Consider the following 19,704-nt stretch of genomic DNA (forward strand, 5'->3'; position numbering starts at 1 on the left):
CGGCGACCCGGACCCGTGGCGCTGGCTACGCTCCTGAACGCCGGTCCGTCCGCCAGCTGCGACCGTACGACTCCACCAGGGAGGATCCGCCGCATGCCACTGACCTTCGATATGCCGCGCGAGAAGCTCGCGACCTACCAGGGCACCAACCCTCGTCCCGCCGACTTCGACGCGTACTGGGATGCCTCCCTCGCCGAGCTGGACGCGATCGATCCCAAGGCGGAGCTCGAGCCCGCCGCCTTCCAGGCACCGTTCGCCGAGTGCTTCCACCTGTGGTTCCGCGGCACCGGCGGCGCCCGCGTCCACGCCAAGCTCCTCCGGCCCAAGAACGCCGCTCCACTTCACCCGGCGGTCGTGCACTTCCACGGATACTCGGGCCGCTCTCCGGACTGGTCGGACCTGTTGAGTTGGGTCGGTCTGGGCTTCACCGTCGCGGCACTGGACTGCCGGGGCCAGGGCGGGCTCTCCGAGGACCTCGGCGGCGTCACCGGCTGGACCCTGCGGGGCCACATCGTCCGGGGCCTCGACGACGACCCGAGCAAGCTCTACTACCGCCACGTCTACCTCGACACGGCTCTCCTCGCCCGCGTGGTCATGGACATGGAGGACGTCGACGAGGCGCGGGTCGGCGCTACGGGCGGAAGCCAGGGCGGCGGCCTCACCCTCGCCTGCGCGTCACTGGAGCCGCGGATCGCCAAGGCGGCTCCGGTCTATCCGTTCCTCAGTGACTACCAGCGGGTGTGGGAGCTCGACCTGGCCAAGGACGCCTACGCCGAGATCTATGAATGGTTCCGGCGCTTCGACCCGCTGCACGAGCGGGAGAAGGAGGTCTTCACCAACCTCGGCTACATCGACGTCCAACACCTGTCCTCACGGGTGCGCGCCGAGGTGCTGATGGGTGTGGGGCTCGGCGACACGGTGTGCCCGCCGTCGACCCAGTTCGCCGCGTACAACAAGATCACGAGTACGAAGGAACTGCGGATCTACCCCGACTACAAGCACGAAGGGCTGCCTGGGCACGGCGACACGATCTTCACGTTCCTGTCCCAGCTCTAGAGCAGCGGCCGCTTCTGAACGGACGTCCGGTCAGGGGGCCGGCCAGGCGCCGGCGACCAGCTCGCGGGTGTCCCGGAGGAGCTGCGGGAGGACCTTGGTCCGGCCCACGACCGGCATGAAGTTCGTGTCGCCGCCCCAGCGGGGCACCACGTGCTGGTGCAGGTGGGCCGCGATGCCGGCGCCGGCAACCGGGCCCTGGTTGATCCCGATGTTGAAACCTCCCGCGTGGGAGGCGGTACGCAGCGCCGTCATCGCCTGCCCGGTCAGCTCCCCCAACTCGAGCGTCTCCTCGCGCGTGAGGTCGGTGTAGTCGGCGACGTGGCGGTAGGGGCAGATCATCAGGTGGCCCGGGTTGTACGGATACAGGTTGAGGACGGCGTAGGTCACCGCACCTCGACGCACGACGAGGCCCTCCGCGTCGTCGTGCTCCGGGATCTCGCAGAACGGGCACCCGTCGCCGGCTCCTGATCCGCGCGGCTTGTTCTCGCCCAGGATGTAGGCCATCCGGTGCGGGGTCCACAGCCGTTCGAACGCGTCCGGCGTACCCACGCCCTCCTGGCGTTCCGGCTCCTCCACCCACCCGATCCTACGGAAGGTGGGAGGTCGCGCGGCCAGGGCAGGCTCCTGACTGCGGCGGCCTCAGTCGAGGAAGCGTTCGACGGCGCGCATCTTGTTCATCGCGTCCAGCGCGGCGACCTTGTAGGACTCCGCGAGTGTCGGGTAGTTGAAGACCGTGTCGACGAGATAGTCGATCGTGCCCCCGCAGCCCATCACGGTCTGGCCGATGTGGACGAGCTCGGTCGCTCCGGTGCCGAAGACGTGGACGCCGAGGAGTGTGCGGTCCTCGGCGTGGACGAGGAGCTTCAACATGCCGTACGAATCACCGAGGATCGCGCCGCGGGCGAGCTCGCGGTAACGGGAGATGCCGACCTCGAACGGCACGTTGTCCTGGGTGAGCTCGTCCTCGGTCCTGCCGACGTAGCTGATCTCGGGGATGGCGTAGATGCCGATCGGCTGCAACTCGCCGAGCCGGCCGATCACGGGTTCGTCGAACGCATGGTAGGCGGCGCGCCGGCCCTGCTCCATCGAGGTCGCCGCCAACGCCGGGAAGCCGATGACGTCACCGACCGCGTAGACGTGTGACACCTGGGTACGGAAGTGCTCGTCCACCTTGATCCGGCCGCGATCGTCGGCTTCGAGGCCGGCGCAGGCGAGGTCGAGGGGATCGGTGACGCCCTGCCTGCCCGCGGAGTACATCACCATGTCGGCAGGGATCCGCTTGCCGCTCTCCAGCACCGTGAGGGTGGTGGAGTCGTGCCGCTCCACCCTGTCGACCGTCTCGCGGAACCGGAACGTCACCGCGAGATCGCGCAGCTGGTACTTGAGCGCCTCCACGATCTCCAGGTCGCAGAAGTCCAGCATGCGTTCCCGGCGTTCGACGACGGTGACCTTGGTGCCGAGTGCGGCGAACATCGATGCGTACTCGATCCCGATCACCCCGGCACCGACGACCACCATCGACGACGGGATGCGGTCCATCTGCAGGATCTGGTCGGAGTCGACGATCGTGCGCCCGTCGAACGCCACCGACTCCGGTCGGGCCGGCCTCGTGCCGACCGCCAGGACGATGCGTCCGGCGGTGACCGTACGCATGCTCCCGTCGGCCGCCGTGACGGCGACCGTGTGCCGGTCGACGAACCGGGCCTCTCCCAGCAGCATCTCGACGCGGTTGCGGGCCAGCTGGGCCCGGATCACGTCGATCTCCCGGCCGATCACGTGCTGGGTGCGCGCGGACAGGTCGCCGACCGTGATGTCGTTCTTGAGCCGGTACGACGCGCCGTACATCTCCCGCTGGTTGAGGCCGGTGAGGTAGAGGATCGCCTCGCGGAGCGTCTTCGACGGAATCGTGCCGGTGTTGATGCAGACCCCGCCCACCATGTGCCGCTTCTCGATGACCGCCGTGCGCTTACCGAGTTTGGCGCCGGCGATGGCGGCCTTCTGCCCACCCGGACCGGACCCGATGACGAGAAGGTCGTAGTCGTCCATGCCGCTCCTTCGACTGGGGCTACCGCATTGCGCAGACATCGACAGGCTCCCTCGTCGACGCCACTGGCCGTCCCATCCTGCCTACCGCAGCGTGCTGGCGTCGATCCAGAGAACGACATACACGGCGCGGCGAAAGGCTCAGGGCCCCGGTCGTCCGGTCCGACGATCGGCGGCGGAAGACCCTTCCTGCTGAGCCACCAGCGCGTCCAGCCCCGCGCGGTCGAGGAATCCGGCCGCGCCACCGGACGCACCGATCTTCCAGGACGCGAAGAGTGTCGCCCGGCGCAGGGCTGCCAGCGGTTCCATGCCGCGTCCCCAGCCGTCGACGTACGCGCTGAACAACGAGTCGCCGGCGCCGACCGTGTTGACCACGGGTCTCGTGTGCGCGGGCGGTACGTGGACGATGTCCTGGCCCGCTACGCCCAGCAGGGACCCGCTGCCGCCCATGCCGAGCACGACCACGGACGCCTGGTGTTGTGTCAAGGCAGCGTTGACGAAATCGCGCGGCGTGAGGTCGATGCGTTCCTGGGAGGCGAACAGGACGTCCGCGGCGGCCAACCAGTCCTGGTTGTACGGATCCCAGAGCCCCTTGACGGCATGGACATCCGTGGCGATCGGGATGCCGCGCTCGCGGGCCATCGCCAACATCGGTCGGGCGTAGCCGATGTTGGTGAGCACCGCGATGTCGACGCCGTCGAACAGCGCGGGAAGGAGATCGTCCGGATAGGTCGCCTCCTGGACGTCCTTGAGGTCCACGAGGTTGCGGCGCAGGCCGTCGCGGTAGAACCGGCTGAGCGACTGCGCGGTCGCGGGGACTCCGCGGACGACGAAGGACGGGTCGAGCCCGTGGGTCGCGAACTCCTCCAGACACGCCGACCCGAGAGTGTCCCTACCGATCACCGTCGCGAAGCGCACCTCGTTTCCGAGACCGCGCAGTGCCACGGCGACATTGACACCAACACCCGACACCGTGGTCGCCAACGCATGAGCGTGGAAGCTGTCGGACACGCTCGCCTTGAGATGATCGACGTGCACAGCCGTCTCGAGGTTCGTGTGTCCCACGACGGCAATGGTGGTCACGGCATGCCGTTCTTCTGCTCGCCACCACGAGGGCGGAACGACACCGCTCCTTGGTCGAGGTTCCGGGTGTAGCGAAGCCCCGGCCGGCCGGACAGGATGGTCTCGCCCACGGACACGAACCCGGTGCGGGCCAGCACGGCTCGCGAGGCGGCGTTGTCCAGCGTGGTCCTCGCCCTGAGCGTGGTCAGGCCGTACTCCGAGGCAGCCATGGCACACACCTGATGGACGGCGCGGGTAGCCAGGCCCCGCCCGGCGGCCTTCTCGGCGATCCGGTACCCGAGTTCGGCCGAGCCTTCCGCCACGTCGACCAGGTTGACCCGACCCAGCACCTCGCCGTTGTCCACGAGGACGTGGAAGTAGAGCAGCCCGGCTGCCTGCTCACTCAGCCGCTCGCGGTGTCGTGCGTCGAACTGGGCGAAGTAGTCGTCGCCGCGGTCCGGAATCGAGGCGGCAAAGTAGTCCCGGTTTTCCCGTTCGAAGACCAGCAGAGCCCGCGCATGGTCGTGGCGAAGAAGCTGGAGTTCGGCCGAAGAGGACACTCGCTCCTCCCTCAGAGCTGGATGCGGCGTTCGACGGCGGAGGCGATCTCGGCGACAGCCTCGTCGATCGGGACGCCGTTCTTCTGCTCGCCGCCGCGGTAGCGGAACGACACCGCACCCTCCTCGATGTCGCGGTCACCGGCGAGGAGCATGTACGGCACCTTGTGGGTCTGGGCCGTCCGGATCTTCTTCTGCATCCGGTCGTCGGACCGGTCGACCTCGGCCCGGATCCCTTGCCTGGCAAGCTTTTCGGCCACCTGCGCAAGGTAGTCCTCGTGCCGCTCGGCGATCGGGATGAGCACCACCTGCACCGGCGCGAGCCACGGAGGGAAGGCACCGGCGTAGTGCTCGAGCAGGATCCCGAAGAACCGCTCCTCCGAGCCGAACAGCGCCCGGTGGATCATGTACGGCCGTTGCCGGCTGCCGTCGGCGGACTGGTACTCGATGTCGAACCGTCCAGGCAGCTGGAAGTCGACCTGCAGCGTCGACAGCTGCCACTTGCGCCCGATCGCGTCCTTGACGTGGACGTCGATCTTCGGCGCGTAGAACGCGCCCTCCCCCTCGGCGACCGTGTAGGGGATGTCGGCCCTCTTGAGCGCCTCCTCCAGCGCCGCCTCGGCGGTGTTCCACTGCTCGATCTCGCCGACGTACTTCTCCGGCCGGGTCGACAGGTCGGCCGTGAAGTCGGTGAGACCGTAGTCGCGCAGCAGACCGACGGTGAACGCCAGCAGCGAGGCCAGCTCGTCCTGCAGTTGTTCGGGCGTACAGAAGATGTGGGCGTCGTCCTGCGTGAAGCCGCGGGCCCGGGTCAGGCCGTGGACGACGCCGGACTTCTCATAGCGGTAGACCGTGCCGAACTCGAACAGCCGCAGGGGAAGCTCGCGATACGACCGGCCGCGGGAGCGGTAGATCATCACGTGCATCGGGCAGTTCATCGGCTTGAGGTAGTAGTTCTGCCCGTCGTCCTCCATCGGGGCGTACATCCCGTCGGCGTACCACTCGAGGTGGCCCGACGTCTGGAACAGCCCTTCCTTGGCGATGTGCGGGGTGTAGACGAACTCGTAGCCGGACTCCTCGTGCCGCTTCCGGGAGTACTCCTCCATCACCCGGCGGATCGTGCCGCCCTTGGGGTGCCAGACGGCGAGCCCGGACCCGATCTCCTCGGGGAAGCTGAACAGGTCGAGCTCGACACCCAGCCGGCGGTGGTCGCGGCGCTCAGCCTCCTCGAGCATCGTCAGGTGCGCCTTGAGGGCGTCCTTGGTCTCCCAGGCGGTGCCGTAGATCCGCTGCAGCTGGGGGTTGCGCTCGTCGCCGCGCCAGTACGCCGCCGCCACCCGCATCAGCTTGAACGCCGGGATGTGCCGGGTCGTCGGCAGGTGCGGCCCGCGGCAGAGGTCCTTCCACGCCAGCTCGTCGCCGCGGAGGTTGTCATAGATCGTCAGCTCGCCGCCGCCGACCTCGACTCCCGCGCCTTCCGCGGCTCCGCCGGCCGCGCCCTTGAGCCCGATCAGTTCCAGTTTGTACGGTTCGGCGGCCAGCTCGGTGCGCGCCTCGTCATCGGAGACCGCACGACGCGAGAACCGCTGGCGCTCCTTGACGATCTGCCGCATCCGGATCTCGATGCGTTCGAGGTCGTCGGGGTGGAACGCCGCCGGGACATCGAAGTCGTAGTAGAAGCCGTTCTCGATCGGCGGTCCGATGCCCAGCTTCGCCTCGGGGAACAGCTCCTGCACCGCCTGCGCCAGCACATGGGCGGTCGAGTGCCGCAGGATCGCCCGACCGTCCTCGGACTCGATCGCGACCGGCTCCACCTCGTCACCCTCGGACAGCACCCGGGCCAGATCGCGCAACTCGCCGTTGACGCGGGCGGCGATCACCGAGCGGTCACCTTCGAACAACTCCCCGGCGGTCGTGCCCGTCGTCACCCCGCGCTCGGCACGCTCGCCGGTACGGACGACGCTGACACTGATCTCGGACACGGGAAGCTCCCTCAAACCCGGCCAAGGCCCGGCTGGCCATGGTCGACAGTGGTGTGGACGCGGACGTCGCGCCGACTCCGCCGATCGTAGCGAGCGCGGAGGTCACCGCCCGAACAGGCCGCCGGACGACCCGCCGCGACCACGCCGGCCTCCCGGCCGGTGATACCTCCAGCCAGGCTGGCGGTGGCGCAGGACATAGACCCCGAGGATCACCACCATCCAGAACACGCCCATGAGGCGCAGCTGCTCCATGCTCGGAACGAACGCGAGCAAGGTCGCGCCGGCGAACGGGACCACGTAGAACCTCAGGTGGTCGCTGCGGGTCCACACCGGTTTCCGGGCCTGGGCCAGGAGGTCTGTCAGGTCCTCGACGTACATCTTGGCCTGCCACTCCGCCAGCTCCAGCTTCCTGATCCGGCGGCGATGCGCCCTCACGAGGCGGAACTGGCGGCGAGAGTGGATCATCGGGCGCGCAGGCCGGAGTCGCTGCCGGTACCCCTGACCGGCCTCGCCGATGCCCGCGAGGGCCGCGTCGTACAACGCCGTCGCCAACGTCATCCTGACGTCCTCGTCGTCCGGATGCTCGGCGACCGCCTTCTCCAACAGCGTCAAGCCCTCCTTGACGCGCCCGGCGCCGACGTGCACGGCGCCGAGGCCGGCAAGGGCACGCAGGTCGTCTGGGGCGCGCTCGCGGACGTACTCGAACTCGGCCTGTGCAAGCCGCCACCTGCCCTGGTCTGCGTAGTCCTCTCCTCGGCGCAGGTGCGCGGCCAGGTCCAGGTCCGCTTCGGTGTCGCCGCCCCGGGAACCGCTGGCGTCGCGGGTCCGGGCCTGCGGGCGTCTCGCCGCTCGCCGTTCGTCCACCCGCGCGGTGTCGTAGGCCTGGCGGGTCAACGGGTCGAGCAGGATCTTCTCGGCCGAGTCGATGTCGCGCACCCGCTGCTCGGCGTGTGCCCGGCGTTCGGGGTCGGGACTGGACTGCCGGCGTACCCAGATCCGCCGCTGGGCGGTGATCGCCGCCCGGATCTCCTCCGGCGTCGCCGCGGTGTCGACCTCGAGGAGTGCGTAGTAGTCGTCGACCGGCATGGCGCGCCCGGCTCAGCTGATGTCGAGGAGACGCATCCGGTCGGCCGCCTGCGCGACCTCCGCGTCCCGCATGGTCGCGACGTTGGTGACCCGGAACGTGCCGATCTGCCGGCCGGACGTCTTGTCGTGGACCTCGATGAAGACCGTCTGGTCGACGTCGTACGCATAGACGACCTCGAACGGCGCCCCTACCGGATAGGCGGGGATCTCGAAGGTCTGCTCCCCGACCGCGCGGACGTATGCCGGATCGTCGTCGTCGCCCTGGGTCACCTCGACCTTGAGCCGGGTCTGGTTGGCCTCGATCGTCTCGAAGACCTGGCTCTGCCTCGCCGGGATCGTGGTGTTCGCTGGGATGATCACGACGTTCTCCACATCGTCGGCACTCCGCCCACCCCGCCGCACCGCGATGGCGCCGAGGCCCTGCGACGTGACGTCCCGCACGCGCGGCATCGCGACCGAGGACGCCAGCACCGGGAGACGGGCGGCCCGCTCGGGCAGGCTCGCCGCCGCTTCCGCCTCGACCAGGTGCGCCTGGACGGCGGCGCCCAGCACCACCACCTCGTCGGGGTTGACGGCGCGGGCCGGCTCGGGGGCACCCGCCGCGGTGAGCATGGCCGGCACCATCGGCATCCGCGTCGAGCCGCCTGCCAGCAGGACGTGGTCGACCTTCGACCAGTCGCGGCCGGCGTCTGCCAGCACCATCTCGGCGACGTCGCGGGTACGGCTGATCAGGCTGGAGGTCGCCTCCGCGAACTCCGCCCGCGTCAGCGGAACGGCCTTGGAGACGCCACCTGCGGACAGGAGGACTCGGGTCTGCTCGACGGTGGTGAGGCTGCGCTTGGCGATCTCGGCCTTCTCCCGGAGGTCCGACTCGGCTTCCGGGTCGTCGAGCAGGCTCGGCCCGCCGGCCGCGCGGAACCGTTCGTCGAGCAGCCGCATGAGCAGGTTGTCGAAGTCGAACCCGCCGAGGTTGCGGTCGCCATGCGTCGCGAGAACGTCGAACTCCGCTCCGTCGACCGACAACACGGTGACGTCGAACGTGCCGCCGCCGAGGTCGAAGACCAGAACCGTGCCCTTGATCTCGCGCTCGACACCGTAGGCCAGCGCGGCCGCGGTGGGTTCGTTCAACACCCTTCGGACGTTCAGACCCGCGATCCGCCCGGCGTCCATCGTGGCGCGGCGTGGACCGTCGTCGAAGTACGCCGGAACGGTGATGACCGCGTCTGTCACCTCACCGCCGAGGGCGAGTTCGGCATCGTCCTTGAGACGTTTGAGGATGATCGCCGAGATCTCCTCGGGCCGGTACGCACCACCGCCGGAGGTCTCGAACCGCCACGCGGGGTCGCCCATCGACCGCTTCACGAACTGCACCACATCGAGGGGTGACGTCGCGGCCGAACGCAGGGCCATCGTGCCGACGATCGGTTGCTCGTCGGAGAAGAGCACGACCGACGGGGTGAGGCGGTCGCCGTCCCGGTTGACGAGCAGCTCGGGTCGTCCCGCCTCGTTGACCCGTGCCGCCGCGGAGTACGTCGTCCCGAGGTCGATCCCGATGGTGTGACCCACGTGCGCTTTCCTCCCGCCGCCGGCACGGTCCCGCCTTCGCCGACCTTAGCGTCCCCACCGTGCGGTCGTACGCAACCGCGCGGCACCACGGCCACACCCGGGCGCCGGGCCGGCCGTCGGGCAGGAGATGCTCTCGTCCATGGACGAGACCCTGCTCGGCAGGACCGCCGCGGGTGACAGCCCGGTCCGGCCGGTGAGGCACCTGCTGGACGTTGACGCGAAGTCGACACCGTACGCGTGAGCCGCCACCGCTTCCACGGCGACCCGACCCGGTTCGAGGTGGTCGCCGGCTTCGTCGCCGACCGGTTCCCCGACGCGCGCTACGTCGCCGACGTCGCCGGCGGACAGGGCATGCTCGCGAGGATCCTCGGCAAGCGGTACGGCATCGAGTGCGAGGTCGTCGACCCGCGTGGTTGGACGCTCAAGGGTGTCCCGAGCCGGCAGGAGGAGTACGCGGCGAGCATGGCGGACTTCTACGACGTGATCGTCGGCCTGCATCCCGACGAGGCGCTGCCGGCCGTGGTCGACTCGGCACGGGTACGACCGGTCGTCGTCGTGCCCTGCTGCAACTTCTGGACCCGCGCGCAGCGGTTGGGGCAGGCTGAGCTGCTCGCCACGATCGGTCGGCACCACCGCGGCATCGGCGGCGGCGTCGAGGAGATCCAGCTCGACTTCCGCGGGCCGAAGAACCGCGGCATGATCCTCACACCTCCGCCCGCATGACCCCGCGCACGACTGTGCCGGCGAGTACGACTGTGCCGGCGAGTACGACTGTGCCGGCGAGTACGACTGTGCCGGCGAGTACGACTGTGCCGGCGAGTACGACTACCGGGCGCACCGCTACGACTCCGACCCGGTGGTCTTCGCCAGACTCACCGCAGTTCGCAACGTCGGTGTTACGACAGCGCGCTAGCGTGCTATTCGTGGCCGACATCCCAGCTCAGGCGGCGTTCGACGATCTGATCGCCGCAAACCGGGCGTACGCCCAGACGTTCGAACTCGCCGGCTTCGACGGCGTGGCGAGGGCAGGCGTCGCCATGGTGACCTGCATGGATTCGCGGATCGATCCGCTCGGAATGATCGGACTCTCCCCAGGTGACGCCAAGATCCTGCGCAATCCCGGTGGTCGCGTCACCGATCGGGCCCTGGTGGCGCTCGTTCTCGGCGTCAACCTGCTGGGTGTCGACCGGATCCTGGTCGTCCAGCACACGCGCTGCGCGATGGCCTCGGCGAGCGAACCCGAACTCCACCGGCGACTCTCCGCCGCCACCGGTGAGGACACATCGTGGCTGACCATCGGAGTCACCATCGACCAGGTGGCGAGCATCAAGGAAGAAGTCGCCAAGGTGCAGGCACATCCGCTCATCGCCTCGTCCGTCGCGGTCGGCGGATTCCTCTACGACGTCGACACCGGACTGCTCGACCAGGTCATCTGACCGGCTGCTCGACCTGGTCACCTGGACCGGCGCGGCCTGGTCGGGTACGAGGATCTTGAGCGGCCTCTCAGCAAGCGAAACCCCGTCCTGGCAAGGACGGGGTTTCGACTCGATGTGGGCGATACTGGGATCGAACCAGTGACCCCTCGCGTGTGAGGCGAGTGCTCTCCCGCTGAGCTAATCGCCCGGGATTTCACTACAGAAACGCGAGGGAAACCCTAGCGCACGCCGGTCAACGCCACGAGCGCACCCAGTCGAGGGTGCCGACCAGCGGCGCCGGCCATCCGAACGTCGCGACCCACCACCATCCGCCACCGACGACGACCACGACCACTCCCACGCCGATGAGCAGATTGCGCCTGCGTACCTTCGGGTCGAGCGCCTTGGCACTCGCCTCGCGGGCCCTCTCGCGGGCCCAGTGCAGGATGCGCTGCGCCCACGCGAACTCCGTCGCGAGGATCGCGAGGCCAAAGATGACCGCCAGCCAACCCGGACCCGGTGTGACGAACATGATGAGGCCGGCCAGGACGAAGACCACCCCGACGATGAATACCGCGACCCGCCAGGTGGCGTCGAGGGTGCGGTTCCGGCGGACTCGGCGGCGAACGCGGCGAGCGTGGTGCCGAAGGAGTCGCCTGCGGCCCGGAGGTTTCTGCGTCGTCACCGCTTCCTCTCGCGTGACTGTTTCCTCACGGGTGGCGGAGTCGGTGTCGACCCGATCGGGAACGTCCGATCCGTTCCTGGTCACGGGCTTCGTTGCCGCATCGGTGGACTCGACCGTGTCTCGCCCCGGCGTGTCGGTGTCCATGCCGGGCCGGCGGTCCTCGCGCACAAGTCCTCCTGTGTCCCCCCGCACCGATTCGGGTGCGATACCGTCGCCGTCACCGTCTCGGTGCACGCCATAGCCTACGTTTCGGCAGAGAGTACCCCGCGAACATGAGCTCTACCTCGTCCCATCACCGCGGATCTTGTCTCGGATACCGAGACAATCCGGGGTGCGAATCGGCCAGACCGGGACGCACCAACCCCCCGGGTTTGAGGGATGGCCACTGGTAGGAGCAAACTCTCGCCCTATGGCCCTACCGCCGGTCCCGTAACACCCACGGAAAGGCCCCCGCCCCCCGATGGATGCACTCCCCGCTTCGGTGACACACGCGCTCCCGCTCCGGCTGATTGACGGAACGGGTGCCGCGCTGAATCTCACCGCAGAGCTTCGATACGACGCTGCCGACCCCTATGCCGTCGATGCGGTGTTTCACACTGGTGAACCCCGCGGAGTCCGCTGGGTGTTCGCTCGTGACCTCCTGTCCGAAGGACTCTTCCGACCGAGTGGCGAAGGTGACGTCCACGTGTCACCTCTCGTCGACGAAAACGGTCGGGCGATCGTCCTCATCGAACTGCGTTCCCCCGACGGGGAGGCGGTGCTGCACGCACCGGCGGAGGGCCTGGCGGCCTTCCTCCAGAGCACCTACGCAATCGTCGCTCCGGGCGGCGAGAGTGGACACGTGGACCTTGACGTCCTCGTGGAGGAGCTTCGCCGCAGCGGAGGACCCGCGCTGTAGCAGCCGTTCGGCGCCTCAGGGATCGGTGTGCTCCACCGCCCGGCGTGAGAACGTCTCCATCGCACGTGCGGTCAATGGACCTGGTGCGTCCAGCGTGCGCCCGCCCAGGGCGTGTACGCCCTGCACATCTCGCGTCGTCGAGGTCAGAAAGATCTCCTCGGCCTCCCCGAGGACGCTCATCGGAAGGTCACGCTCCTCGACCTCGCACCATTCACAAACGAGCGCACGGGTGACCCCCGCCAGGCAACCGGACGTAAGCGGCGGGGTGTAGAGCTTTCCGTCCAGAGCCAGGAAAACGTTCGAACCGGTGCCTTCGCAGACATTGCCCACCGTGTTGGCGAACAACGCCTCGGAGCCGCCACGCTCCCGGGCATAGGCGAGTGCGACGACGTTCTCGGCGTACGACGTGGTCTTCAGCCCGGCCAAGGCACCGCGTTCGTTGCGTACCCACGGCACGACGACCACCGCTGTCGTCTCCGGTCGGGCAGAAAGGTCCGCGATGCCCACCATCAGGGTGAGGGCCTGGTCACCGCGCTCCGAGCCCATCGGCGCGGGACCTCCCGTGACGGTGATCCGGAGCCGTCCCTCCGGCTTGCCCCATCCTCCGACGACCTCTCGCACGGCCTGACGGACCTGATCGAGATCGAGTTTTGCCAGACCGAGCCCGTCGGCGGACCGAGCCAGGCGGTCCAGGTGCCGGCTCAGAGCGAACGGTCGCCCTCCGACGACCTTGATCGTCTCGAACACGCCGTCGCCGACGGTCATACCGTGATCGAGCGGCGACACCGCCGGCGCGCCGGGATCGGTGACGACGTGTCCGTTGACCCACAGCCTCATGAGACCCGCATGCCCTTCTGTCGTTGGATTCGTCGCCTCACAGCGCGACGAGTCCGGTGTTGCCAGACTATGGCCGTCGGTGAGTGCCCCGGCACCTAGCCTTCGATACATGCGGCGACGGCACCTGGGGATTTCTGTTGTCCTCATCATCGTTGTCGTCGCCGCGGGCCTGTCCTGGCTGGGCTCGGCGCGAGGCGTCGGGACGTACGAAGCCGCCGATCCGGACTGGCACGCGCGAGCGACATCGAGGGCGGGCTCCGGTGCCTCGTCAGAGGCACGGACACCGAACCCGCGAACGATCGACCCGAGCTTCTCCGTAGGGGCGACCCCGGGACGGACGGGCCCGGCACGACGGAAGTCGGGCCGTACGAACGCCACGCCGACCAGCGCCGCCCGGGCGGCCCCTCCGGATACCAGTGCCCGCACGCCGACTGCGCGGCCGCGTCGTCCGGGTCGAGGCTCGCATCTGCCGACCGGCGCGGCGACCCGCCCGATCACCCTCGCTTTCGCCGGCGACATCCACTTCGAGGGTCACCTCAGACCACTGCTCGACGAGCCTGGCAGCTCCCTCGTACGGCTGAGGCCCGAACTCGCCGCAGCCGACCTCACCGTCGCCAACCTGGAGACGGCGGTAACCACGCGAGGCGAACCGGAGGACAAGGAGTTCACGTTCCGCACGTCGCCCAAGGCGTTCGACGCAGTGGCGGCCGCAGGCGTCGACGTCGTGTCCATGGCGAACAACCACGGCGTCGACTACGGCCCCGAGGGTCTCGCCGACACACTCGCCGCGGCAGGCGTCGCCCCGGTCGGCGTCGTCGGGATCGGTACCGATGACGATCAGGCGTTCGCCCCTCACGTCGCGACGATCAGGGGGACGAAGGTTGCCGTCATCGGTGCCGACGCCGTGGCCGACCACACGACAAGGGCATTCTCCGCCGGCCCCACCCAGGCGGGCGTGGCGTCGGCTCTCGATCCCACCCGCCTCGCGGCGGAGGTCAGGAAGGCACGCCAGCTCGCCGACGTGGTGGTCGTCTATCTGCACTGGGGAACCGAGCTCGAGAGCTGTCCGACCACGAACCAGCGGCTCCTCGCTCGCGAGCTCGCGGCGGCAGGCGCGGATGTCGTGGCCGGTACCCATGCCCATGTCCAGCTCGCTGCCGGAAAGCTGGACGGGTATGACACCTTCGTCGCGTACGGCCTCGGCAACTTCGTCTGGTACAACCGCAGCTCGGAACGCACGACGTCGACCGGAGTCCTCACGCTGACGCTGGAGGGCCGATCGGTGACCGGATCCTCCTGGGCGCCTGCGATGATCGGCGAAGACGGCGTGCCGTCATTCGCCTCCGGAGGCCGCGCAGCGGAGATGCGCAGCGACTGGGCGGCCCTCCGCGGCTGCTCCGACGTGCGCGCGGTGCCCGAACCGCCGGTGTGAGCCCCAGGTGTGAGAGCCGCCGCCGATCAGCTAAAGTGCTCTGCGCGCCCAAGAACACATATGGGCGCGCACGCGGACGTAGCGCAGCTGGTAGCGCATCACCTTGCCAAGGTGAGGGTCGCGGGTTCGAATCCCGTCGTCCGCTCGGAGCGGGCCTGAGGTCGTCTGGGGTGATCCCCCAGGACCGCACGCCGCAGGTCTGTCATCGGTGGAGTGGCCGAGAGGCGAGGCAACGGCCTGCAAAGCCGTGTACACGGGTTCAAATCCCGTCTCCACCTCGAAAGCTTTGGTGACGAGGGCGATTAGCTCAGTGGGAGAGCACTACCTTGACACGGTAGGGGTCACTGGTTCAATCCCAGTATCGCCCACCCCGTTTATGCAGGTCAGAGCCGGTTTGCCCAGCCAAGGCAGACCGGCTCGACGTCCATACGGTGACCGGACGGTCAATCGGAGGGGCATTCATCATCCGAACCCGCCAGGAGCCGGTCCATCGCGTCAGCCCCTTCGATGAGCATCGGGCGCAGTTCGAAGCGGTAGACGTTCTGGGTGACCGAGGTTGTCGCGTGACCGACAAGCCGGGCGATCTCCTCGATGCTGAGCCCCGCGTGGTTCGACAGGAGGGACACGAAGCTGTGGCGTAGTTCGCGCGGCGTCCACTTCTCGGGGTCCAGGCCGGCCCGCTGAACGATTCGCTTGAACGATCGGCGCACGTTTCGAGCGTCGAGCTGGGTGCCGTCCCGGGTCGTGAAGACCAGGCCAGTTTCCTGCCACCTTGTTCCGGAACGCGCCCTTTGTAACAACTGGCGCTTCCTCTGACGTCCCAGCGCCCGTACGGCACGCTCTGGCGCCTTCAGCGTCCGCCGGGACTTCTCGGTCTTCGTGTCGCGGCTCTCACGTACTGATCGCCAGACAGCGATCGATGGGGGCGCTTCCAGGCCAGCAGTCTGCGTTCCGACAAGATCCACCAGATCCCATGCGAGCGCCCTTGCCTCCTCCGTCCGGGCCCCGGTCGTAAGCGAGACGACGATGTAATCGCCGACTACCGAGTCGTCCTGCTCAGCTGCATCCAGGACCGCTCTAGCTTGATCGAGGCTCAGAGACTTGGATCGGCGTCCCGGTCGACCCCTCGGGATGTTGCACAAACTCACGACGTTGCGTTTCACCTTGTCGCGAGCCTGCGCATGATCGACCGTCCGCTTCAGTACGGAGTAGATCTGGCGCAGCGAGTCTGTGCTGAGGTGCGCTGCCTCCTCGTCGAGCCACCGGTCTACATCATCCGCACTGAGCTCCCGAAGTTTGCGACCGCCAAGCGCCGGATTCACATGGCTGCGTGCCCAGATGGTGTTCTTCTCGATCGTGCCGTCCGAGCGACCGCGAAGACCTGACCTCAACCAGTCCTCAACAGCATCGGACACGGTGTATGACTGAGGCTCGATCGGCAGTCCATCCTCAACGGTGCGGCGTAGTTCGCGGAGCTTGGTGCGAGCGTCAGTCTTCGTCCTGGCGTGACGCCTCACCTTGATCCGCTTTCCGCGCGGGGTGTAGCCGGTCGTGACTTCGACGATCCATCGTTGGCGACCCTCGTCCCAGTAGAGGGTTCCCTCGCCGTGCCCACGTCGTGGCATCACGCAGCCCTCCCCCGTCGTGATTGTTCGCCTTCGGACTCGCGTTCGAGCAGCGCGACGTAGTCGCGGATTGCCGCGGCGGTGATGAGCCGGGAACGTCCCTGTTTGACCGAGCGGAGTCGGCCGGCCCGGATCTGCTCGTACATGACAGTTCGGCTCATTCGCAGGATCTTCATTGCCTCCGGCACGCGGAAGAGTTCCGGTACCTCGTGCGTGCCGCCAGCGATGTCGGTGGTCATGGTGGCCGTGCTCCTCCCAGATACACATGCGGTTGTCTTAGCTCCGGTCAGCGGCGTGGCAGCGCCCCCGATCTCGGTCGTGCGAACTATGCGAAGTTGCGAACTAGGTGGTTTGACCTGCGGTTTCGTCCTGCCTCTTTGTTCGCTGTGGCTGCGAACTAACTCGGTTGCGGCCCGCCGGTGGTCGGGCAGGTCCGGCCCTGGCGGTGAGGACCTCGGTTGGTCGGCCGCGCCCGGATGCCGGCGGACGGTTGGTGCGGGTGATGCGGCCGCTGGCGACGAGCTGGTTGAGGAGTGGGTTGATGTCGGCGGTGGTTTTGTGGCCGCCGAAGAAGCCGGTGGTGATGTCTTTGCGGGTGCGTCCTTGTGGTCCGGCGTCGGCGATCCAGTTGGCGAGCCGGTTGAGGGTTTCGTCGGTGTTGAAGATGGCGCGGGCTGAGGCGATGGAGTACCGCACGAGTGCGGCAGCGGCGGCTAGGTGGTCGGCGCGGATCTGGTCGGTGCCGTCGAGGATCGCGTGGATGCCGGCGATGCGTAGGCAGTTGGGGGCGCTGCGGGAGATGAACTGTTCAACCGGTCCGGCGTCACCATGGTCTGTGCCGAACTCGATGTAGAGGCGCCGCCACGCGTCGGCGGCGGTGGCGGTGAAGCCGAGGGCTCGGTACTGGGTGGCGTGGGTGAGCCGGTCGCCGAGATGATCGGCGAGCTGTTGGACAACATCGTGATCGGCACCGACGGACAGGGGTAGGAACCGTGACCTGGCGACCGCGAGGGGTAGGAACCGGTTGTAGGTGCCGGCGGCGAGTTCGGCGGCGGACAGCTTGGCCCGGAACTCGGTCGGGGTGATGTGGGCCACGATGCCGACGTGTGATTCGGGTGCGACCCGGGCGGTGACGTTCATGGTGGACAGGTCACCGCCTTCCCACGCCGCCCGGAGTGTGGCCGACAGGGCGTTGCCTTCCCGCCGCATCCGCGCCATGACCGCGGCCCACTCCGGTTCGAACACCAGCAGCCGCTGGTCGGGCAGCCTCCCGGTCCGCCGGCCACGGGTGCGCCGCCCGCCGGTGGCTTGGAAGGTGTTCTGACAGTCTTCGGAGCAGAAGTCGTCCGACGGAGAGTCGCCGAGATCCTTACCGCACTGGCTGCAGGTATCCGACAGCGCGAACATCGCCGCCAGGCCTTCACCTGAGGTGAGCCCGCTCCGGAGGTGATCGGCGACGAAATCGGGGCCGGCGGCATGGAGGATCCGGCGGGCCGTCGCCCAGGACGCTCCCTTGCGGCCTGCTGAGGTACGACCGACGATCAGTGGCCAGACCAGCAGCGGGTGCCGGTCGTCGCCGGCGCGTACGTGCGGGCCGGGTCCGACGTGGACTCCTGCAGCGCAGATGAGTGAGGTCAGCACGGCTACCGGGTCTGCCTCGGTGTGCCGCTCGACCTGTCGCACCATGTGGCCAAGCACGCAGTCGAACGCAGCAGTGTCAATGGCCGGTAGGGCGCTTCTGGCTCGCGCGACCTCGGCGGCGGCCAGCTCTTCCGCGTCGGCCAGTCGGCTTGCCTCGGGGACGACGTACAGCGGTGTGGCAGGTTCGGTCATGCTGCGACGCTCCTGGGTCGGCGGGTGCCGGCTCGTAGGCCGGAGGCGATGGTGCGGGCGGTTTCGTGTGCGGTGAGCCCGGTGTCGAGGGCGGCTTGGGTGAGGAGTGCGGTGACGTCTTCGGCGGTGAGGGAGCCGCCTGCGACGAGTTGGCCGAGCACTTGGGCGGACATGTACAGGGTGTGGTTGCGGCCGCCTTCCGCGGCGTTGCGGACGATGCCGACCTGTTCGGTGACGGCCTTGTGGAGGTAGCGTCCGCGTCGGTCGGTGGCCAGGTTCACGCGTGCCGGCCGCTCGGGCGGAAGAGGTCGGGGGGTGAGCCGTTCGGCAAGCCAGCCGGGCAGCGGCGCGGGGTCGACGTCTCGTACGACCCGGTAGGTCCGTCCGTTGATGGTGGTGCCTGCGGCGACGACTTGTCCGCCGCCGGCGCGGGTGTCGATTTTCCAGCCGAGCGATCCTGGCCGTCCGCCGGTGGTGTTCCGCAGCGTTGGTCCGTGGTCGGGGTGCCGGTAGTACAGGTGCGTTCCGCCGGTTGGGGTGGCCACGGTGTAGGTGTCGAGCGGTATCGGTTGTCCGGCCTGTTCGCAGACGGTGGCGAACACGTCGTGCCCGTCGACGACTCCGGGGATCTGCCACTGGGGTGGCCGGCGGTCGTCGGGCTTGGGGGTGTCGAGGTCGATGACGACCAGGTGCGAGGGTCCGCAGGCGATCCCTACGCCGTACGGGATACGGGCCCATCCGCGGCGGATCCGATCCGGGTCGGTGGTGGCCCGGGTTTCCCAGTCGACGTGCCCGGCGCAGCACCACGGGTCGGTGCGGTCGCAGGCGTCGGCGGGGTGGTTGGGGAACGCGGGGATCTTGCTGTTCGGACGTAGCGGGATCACATGCCAGGCACGGCCGGCTGCACCTAGCGCTGCCTGACAAGCAGCGCTGGCGTGGGGTGCGCCGTGCGTAGGGTGGGACATGACAGTGCCTCGGCTTCCTTCTGGTGGGTCGGTGAGGCTGGGTGGCGGCGCGGGCCGGCCAGATGGCGGTCTGGCCTGGCCCGGGCACGGTTGGGTTAGAACGGCGGCGGCGCATCGGGTCCCGACGGGACGGCACCGGCTGTGGCTGGGTGACCGACCGAACCATTGGGTCCGCGGCGTGCGTTCGGTACGGCCGGCACGCCCCACGGGTCTTGCGGTGCCGGCTCGCCGGCGGACGCACGTGCGATGCGGGTGACCTTGGCGGTGGCCCACCGCAGCGACGGCCCGACGTCCTCGACGTCGAGCTGGATCGCGGAGCGCTTTTCGCCTTCTGGGGTTTCCCAGCTGGACTGCCGGACCCGACCGGTGGCGATCACCCGGTGGCCCTTGGTCAGCGTGTCCGCCGCATGCTCGGCAAGGTCCCGCCAGGCGGTGCAGCGCATAAACAACGTGTCCCCGTCGACCCAGCCGCCGCTGGCCTGGTCGTAGCGCCGCGGTGTCGAGGCAACAGTAAACCTCGCGTAGCAGGCGCCGGTTGTCGGAACTCCCGCGGGTTCTTCGGCGGTGTGGTGTCCCTGACTGGGTAGGCGGCGAGGTCGGTGCGGGTTCGGCGCGTTCATGTGATTGTTTGACCCTTCGTCGGGATTCCTGACAGGTCTCTG

20 protein-coding genes and 4 tRNA genes are annotated in these 19,704 nt (G+C 68.5%); 8 read left to right on the plus strand and 16 right to left on the minus strand.

Annotated features, from left to right (window positions below; all coding sequences use genetic code 11):
• The first annotated feature begins 93 nt into the window (after positions 1 to 93).
• Positions 94 to 1,056 (plus strand): acetylxylan esterase, encoded by a 963-nt coding sequence (locus ABN028_RS21205; RefSeq protein ID WP_349330655.1) that lies wholly within the window; start codon positions 94 to 96, stop codon positions 1,054 to 1,056.
• A 30-nt stretch (positions 1,057 to 1,086) separates the two neighbouring features.
• Here ABN028_RS21205 and ABN028_RS21210 read toward each other — a convergent pair whose 3' ends face one another.
• The 7 genes from ABN028_RS21210 to ABN028_RS21240 all read right to left on the minus strand — a co-directional run bounded on the left by ABN028_RS21210 (position 1,087) and on the right by ABN028_RS21240 (position 9,352).
• Entirely contained in the window at positions 1,087 to 1,632 is a 546-nt protein-coding gene (locus ABN028_RS21210; protein WP_349697831.1) for an HIT family protein, read from the minus strand.
• Positions 1,633 to 1,695: 63 nt separating this feature from the next.
• Positions 1,696 to 3,102 (minus strand): Si-specific NAD(P)(+) transhydrogenase, encoded by a 1,407-nt coding sequence (gene sthA / locus ABN028_RS21215; RefSeq protein WP_349330657.1) that lies wholly within the window; start codon positions 3,100 to 3,102, stop codon positions 1,696 to 1,698.
• A gap of 138 nt (positions 3,103 to 3,240) precedes the next feature.
• Entirely contained in the window at positions 3,241 to 4,182 is a 942-nt protein-coding gene (locus ABN028_RS21220; RefSeq protein ID WP_349697832.1) for a carbohydrate kinase family protein, read from the minus strand.
• Positions 4,179 to 4,721, minus strand: coding sequence for a GNAT family N-acetyltransferase (locus ABN028_RS21225; RefSeq protein WP_349697833.1), 543 nt, complete (start codon positions 4,719 to 4,721; stop codon positions 4,179 to 4,181). The genes ABN028_RS21220 and ABN028_RS21225 overlap by 4 nt, the downstream gene beginning before the upstream one ends.
• An 11-nt stretch (positions 4,722 to 4,732) precedes the next feature.
• A complete protein-coding gene (thrS, locus tag ABN028_RS21230) occupies positions 4,733 to 6,700 on the minus strand; it encodes a threonine--tRNA ligase (protein ID WP_349697834.1) in 1,968 nt (655 codons plus the stop codon).
• Positions 6,701 to 6,802: 102 nt separating this feature from the next.
• Positions 6,803 to 7,786, minus strand: a complete 984-nt coding sequence (locus tag ABN028_RS21235) for a tetratricopeptide repeat protein (protein WP_349697835.1) — start codon at positions 7,784 to 7,786, stop codon at positions 6,803 to 6,805.
• Between the two features lie 12 nt (positions 7,787 to 7,798).
• Entirely contained in the window at positions 7,799 to 9,352 is a 1,554-nt protein-coding gene (locus ABN028_RS21240; RefSeq protein WP_349697836.1) for an Hsp70 family protein, read from the minus strand.
• A 237-nt stretch (positions 9,353 to 9,589) separates the two neighbouring features.
• Between ABN028_RS21240 and ABN028_RS21245 the strand changes: the two genes are divergently transcribed.
• Positions 9,590 to 10,075, plus strand: a complete 486-nt coding sequence (locus ABN028_RS21245; protein ID WP_349697837.1) for a hypothetical protein — start codon at positions 9,590 to 9,592, stop codon at positions 10,073 to 10,075.
• Here the strand turns inward: ABN028_RS21245 and ABN028_RS21250 are convergent.
• Positions 10,056 to 10,190, minus strand: a complete 135-nt coding sequence (locus tag ABN028_RS21250; RefSeq protein WP_349697838.1) for a hypothetical protein — start codon at positions 10,188 to 10,190, stop codon at positions 10,056 to 10,058. The genes ABN028_RS21245 and ABN028_RS21250 overlap by 20 nt on opposite strands.
• An 85-nt stretch (positions 10,191 to 10,275) precedes the next feature.
• On the opposite strand from ABN028_RS21250, the gene ABN028_RS21255 reads away from it, so the two are divergent.
• Complete coding sequence (locus ABN028_RS21255; RefSeq protein ID WP_349688997.1) at positions 10,276 to 10,788, plus strand: beta-class carbonic anhydrase; 513 nt, start codon at positions 10,276 to 10,278, stop codon at positions 10,786 to 10,788.
• A 115-nt stretch (positions 10,789 to 10,903) separates the two neighbouring features.
• Here the strand turns inward: ABN028_RS21255 and ABN028_RS21260 are convergent.
• Together ABN028_RS21260 and ABN028_RS21265 are read right to left on the minus strand one after the other, a co-directional pair.
• Positions 10,904 to 10,975 (minus strand) — tRNA-Val (locus tag ABN028_RS21260).
• Between the two features lie 45 nt (positions 10,976 to 11,020).
• Entirely contained in the window at positions 11,021 to 11,620 is a 600-nt protein-coding gene (locus tag ABN028_RS21265) for a TIGR02611 family protein (RefSeq protein ID WP_349330665.1), read from the minus strand.
• A gap of 313 nt (positions 11,621 to 11,933) precedes the next feature.
• Between ABN028_RS21265 and ABN028_RS21270 the strand changes: the two genes are divergently transcribed.
• Positions 11,934 to 12,350 carry an SsgA family sporulation/cell division regulator gene (locus ABN028_RS21270; RefSeq protein ID WP_349330666.1) on the plus strand — a complete coding sequence of 139 codons (417 nt, stop codon included), beginning with the start codon at positions 11,934 to 11,936 and terminating at the stop codon, positions 12,348 to 12,350.
• A 15-nt stretch (positions 12,351 to 12,365) separates the two neighbouring features.
• Here the strand turns inward: ABN028_RS21270 and ABN028_RS21275 are convergent, their stop codons facing one another.
• Positions 12,366 to 13,187 (minus strand): aminotransferase class IV, encoded by an 822-nt coding sequence (locus tag ABN028_RS21275; RefSeq protein ID WP_349330667.1) that lies wholly within the window; start codon positions 13,185 to 13,187, stop codon positions 12,366 to 12,368.
• Positions 13,188 to 13,296: 109 nt separating this feature from the next.
• Here ABN028_RS21275 and ABN028_RS21280 point away from each other — a divergent pair, with 109 nt between their 5' ends.
• The 4 genes from ABN028_RS21280 (at position 13,297) to ABN028_RS21295 (ending at position 14,987) form a co-directional block, all read left to right on the plus strand.
• A complete protein-coding gene (locus ABN028_RS21280; protein WP_349697839.1) occupies positions 13,297 to 14,619 on the plus strand; it encodes a CapA family protein in 1,323 nt (440 codons plus the stop codon).
• A gap of 72 nt (positions 14,620 to 14,691) precedes the next feature.
• Positions 14,692 to 14,764 (plus strand) — tRNA-Gly (locus ABN028_RS21285).
• Positions 14,765 to 14,826: 62 nt separating this feature from the next.
• A tRNA-Cys gene (locus tag ABN028_RS21290) sits at positions 14,827 to 14,897 on the plus strand.
• An 18-nt stretch (positions 14,898 to 14,915) separates the two neighbouring features.
• Positions 14,916 to 14,987: transfer RNA gene (locus tag ABN028_RS21295), tRNA-Val, on the plus strand.
• A 75-nt stretch (positions 14,988 to 15,062) separates the two neighbouring features.
• Here the strand turns inward: ABN028_RS21295 and ABN028_RS21300 are convergent.
• From ABN028_RS21300 to ssb, 5 genes are all read right to left on the minus strand, one after another.
• On the minus strand, positions 15,063 to 16,244 hold the full coding sequence (locus ABN028_RS21300) for a site-specific integrase (protein ID WP_349697846.1): 1,182 nt from the start codon (positions 16,242 to 16,244) through the stop codon (positions 15,063 to 15,065).
• Positions 16,244 to 16,483, minus strand: coding sequence for a helix-turn-helix domain-containing protein (locus tag ABN028_RS21305; RefSeq protein WP_349697840.1), 240 nt, complete (start codon positions 16,481 to 16,483; stop codon positions 16,244 to 16,246). The genes ABN028_RS21300 and ABN028_RS21305 overlap by 1 nt, the downstream gene beginning before the upstream one ends.
• A gap of 103 nt (positions 16,484 to 16,586) precedes the next feature.
• The gene (locus ABN028_RS21310) at positions 16,587 to 18,077 is read right to left on the minus strand and encodes a DUF3987 domain-containing protein (RefSeq protein WP_349697841.1); all 1,491 of its coding nucleotides are present in this window, start codon (positions 18,075 to 18,077) and stop codon (positions 16,587 to 16,589) included.
• Positions 18,074 to 19,042, minus strand: a complete 969-nt coding sequence (locus ABN028_RS21315; protein ID WP_349697842.1) for a bifunctional DNA primase/polymerase — start codon at positions 19,040 to 19,042, stop codon at positions 18,074 to 18,076. Before ABN028_RS21315 ends, ABN028_RS21310 begins: the two co-directional genes overlap by 4 nt.
• A gap of 95 nt (positions 19,043 to 19,137) precedes the next feature.
• A partial coding sequence (gene ssb, locus ABN028_RS21320) for a single-stranded DNA-binding protein (protein ID WP_349697843.1) occupies positions 19,138 to 19,704 on the minus strand: 567 nt, incomplete at its 5' end.

This window comes from Actinopolymorpha sp. B17G11 (assembly GCF_040196095.1).
Classification (GTDB): Bacteria; Actinomycetota; Actinomycetes; order Propionibacteriales; family Actinopolymorphaceae; genus Thermasporomyces.

Bases quoted from the DNA above. Each gene is read 5' to 3' on its own strand.
- ABN028_RS21205 (WP_349330655.1), top strand. From the start codon at position 94: ATGCCACTGACCTTCGATATGCCGCGCGAGAAGCTCGCGACCTACCAG.
- ABN028_RS21275 (WP_349330667.1), bottom strand. From the start codon at position 13,187: ATGAGGCTGTGGGTCAACGGACACGTCGTCACCGATCCCGGCGCGCCG.
- ABN028_RS21235 (WP_349697835.1), bottom strand. From the start codon at position 7,786: ATGCCGGTCGACGACTACTACGCACTCCTCGAGGTCGACACCGCGGCG.
- ABN028_RS21300 (WP_349697846.1), bottom strand. From the start codon at position 16,244: ATGCCACGACGTGGGCACGGCGAGGGAACCCTCTACTGGGACGAGGGT.
- sthA (WP_349330657.1), bottom strand. From the start codon at position 3,102: ATGGACGACTACGACCTTCTCGTCATCGGGTCCGGTCCGGGTGGGCAG.
- ABN028_RS21310 (WP_349697841.1), bottom strand. From the start codon at position 18,077: ATGACCGAACCTGCCACACCGCTGTACGTCGTCCCCGAGGCAAGCCGA.
- ABN028_RS21280 (WP_349697839.1), top strand. From the start codon at position 13,297: ATGCGGCGACGGCACCTGGGGATTTCTGTTGTCCTCATCATCGTTGTC.
- ABN028_RS21315 (WP_349697842.1), bottom strand. From the start codon at position 19,042: ATGTCCCACCCTACGCACGGCGCACCCCACGCCAGCGCTGCTTGTCAG.
- ABN028_RS21305 (WP_349697840.1), bottom strand. From the start codon at position 16,483: ATGACCACCGACATCGCTGGCGGCACGCACGAGGTACCGGAACTCTTC.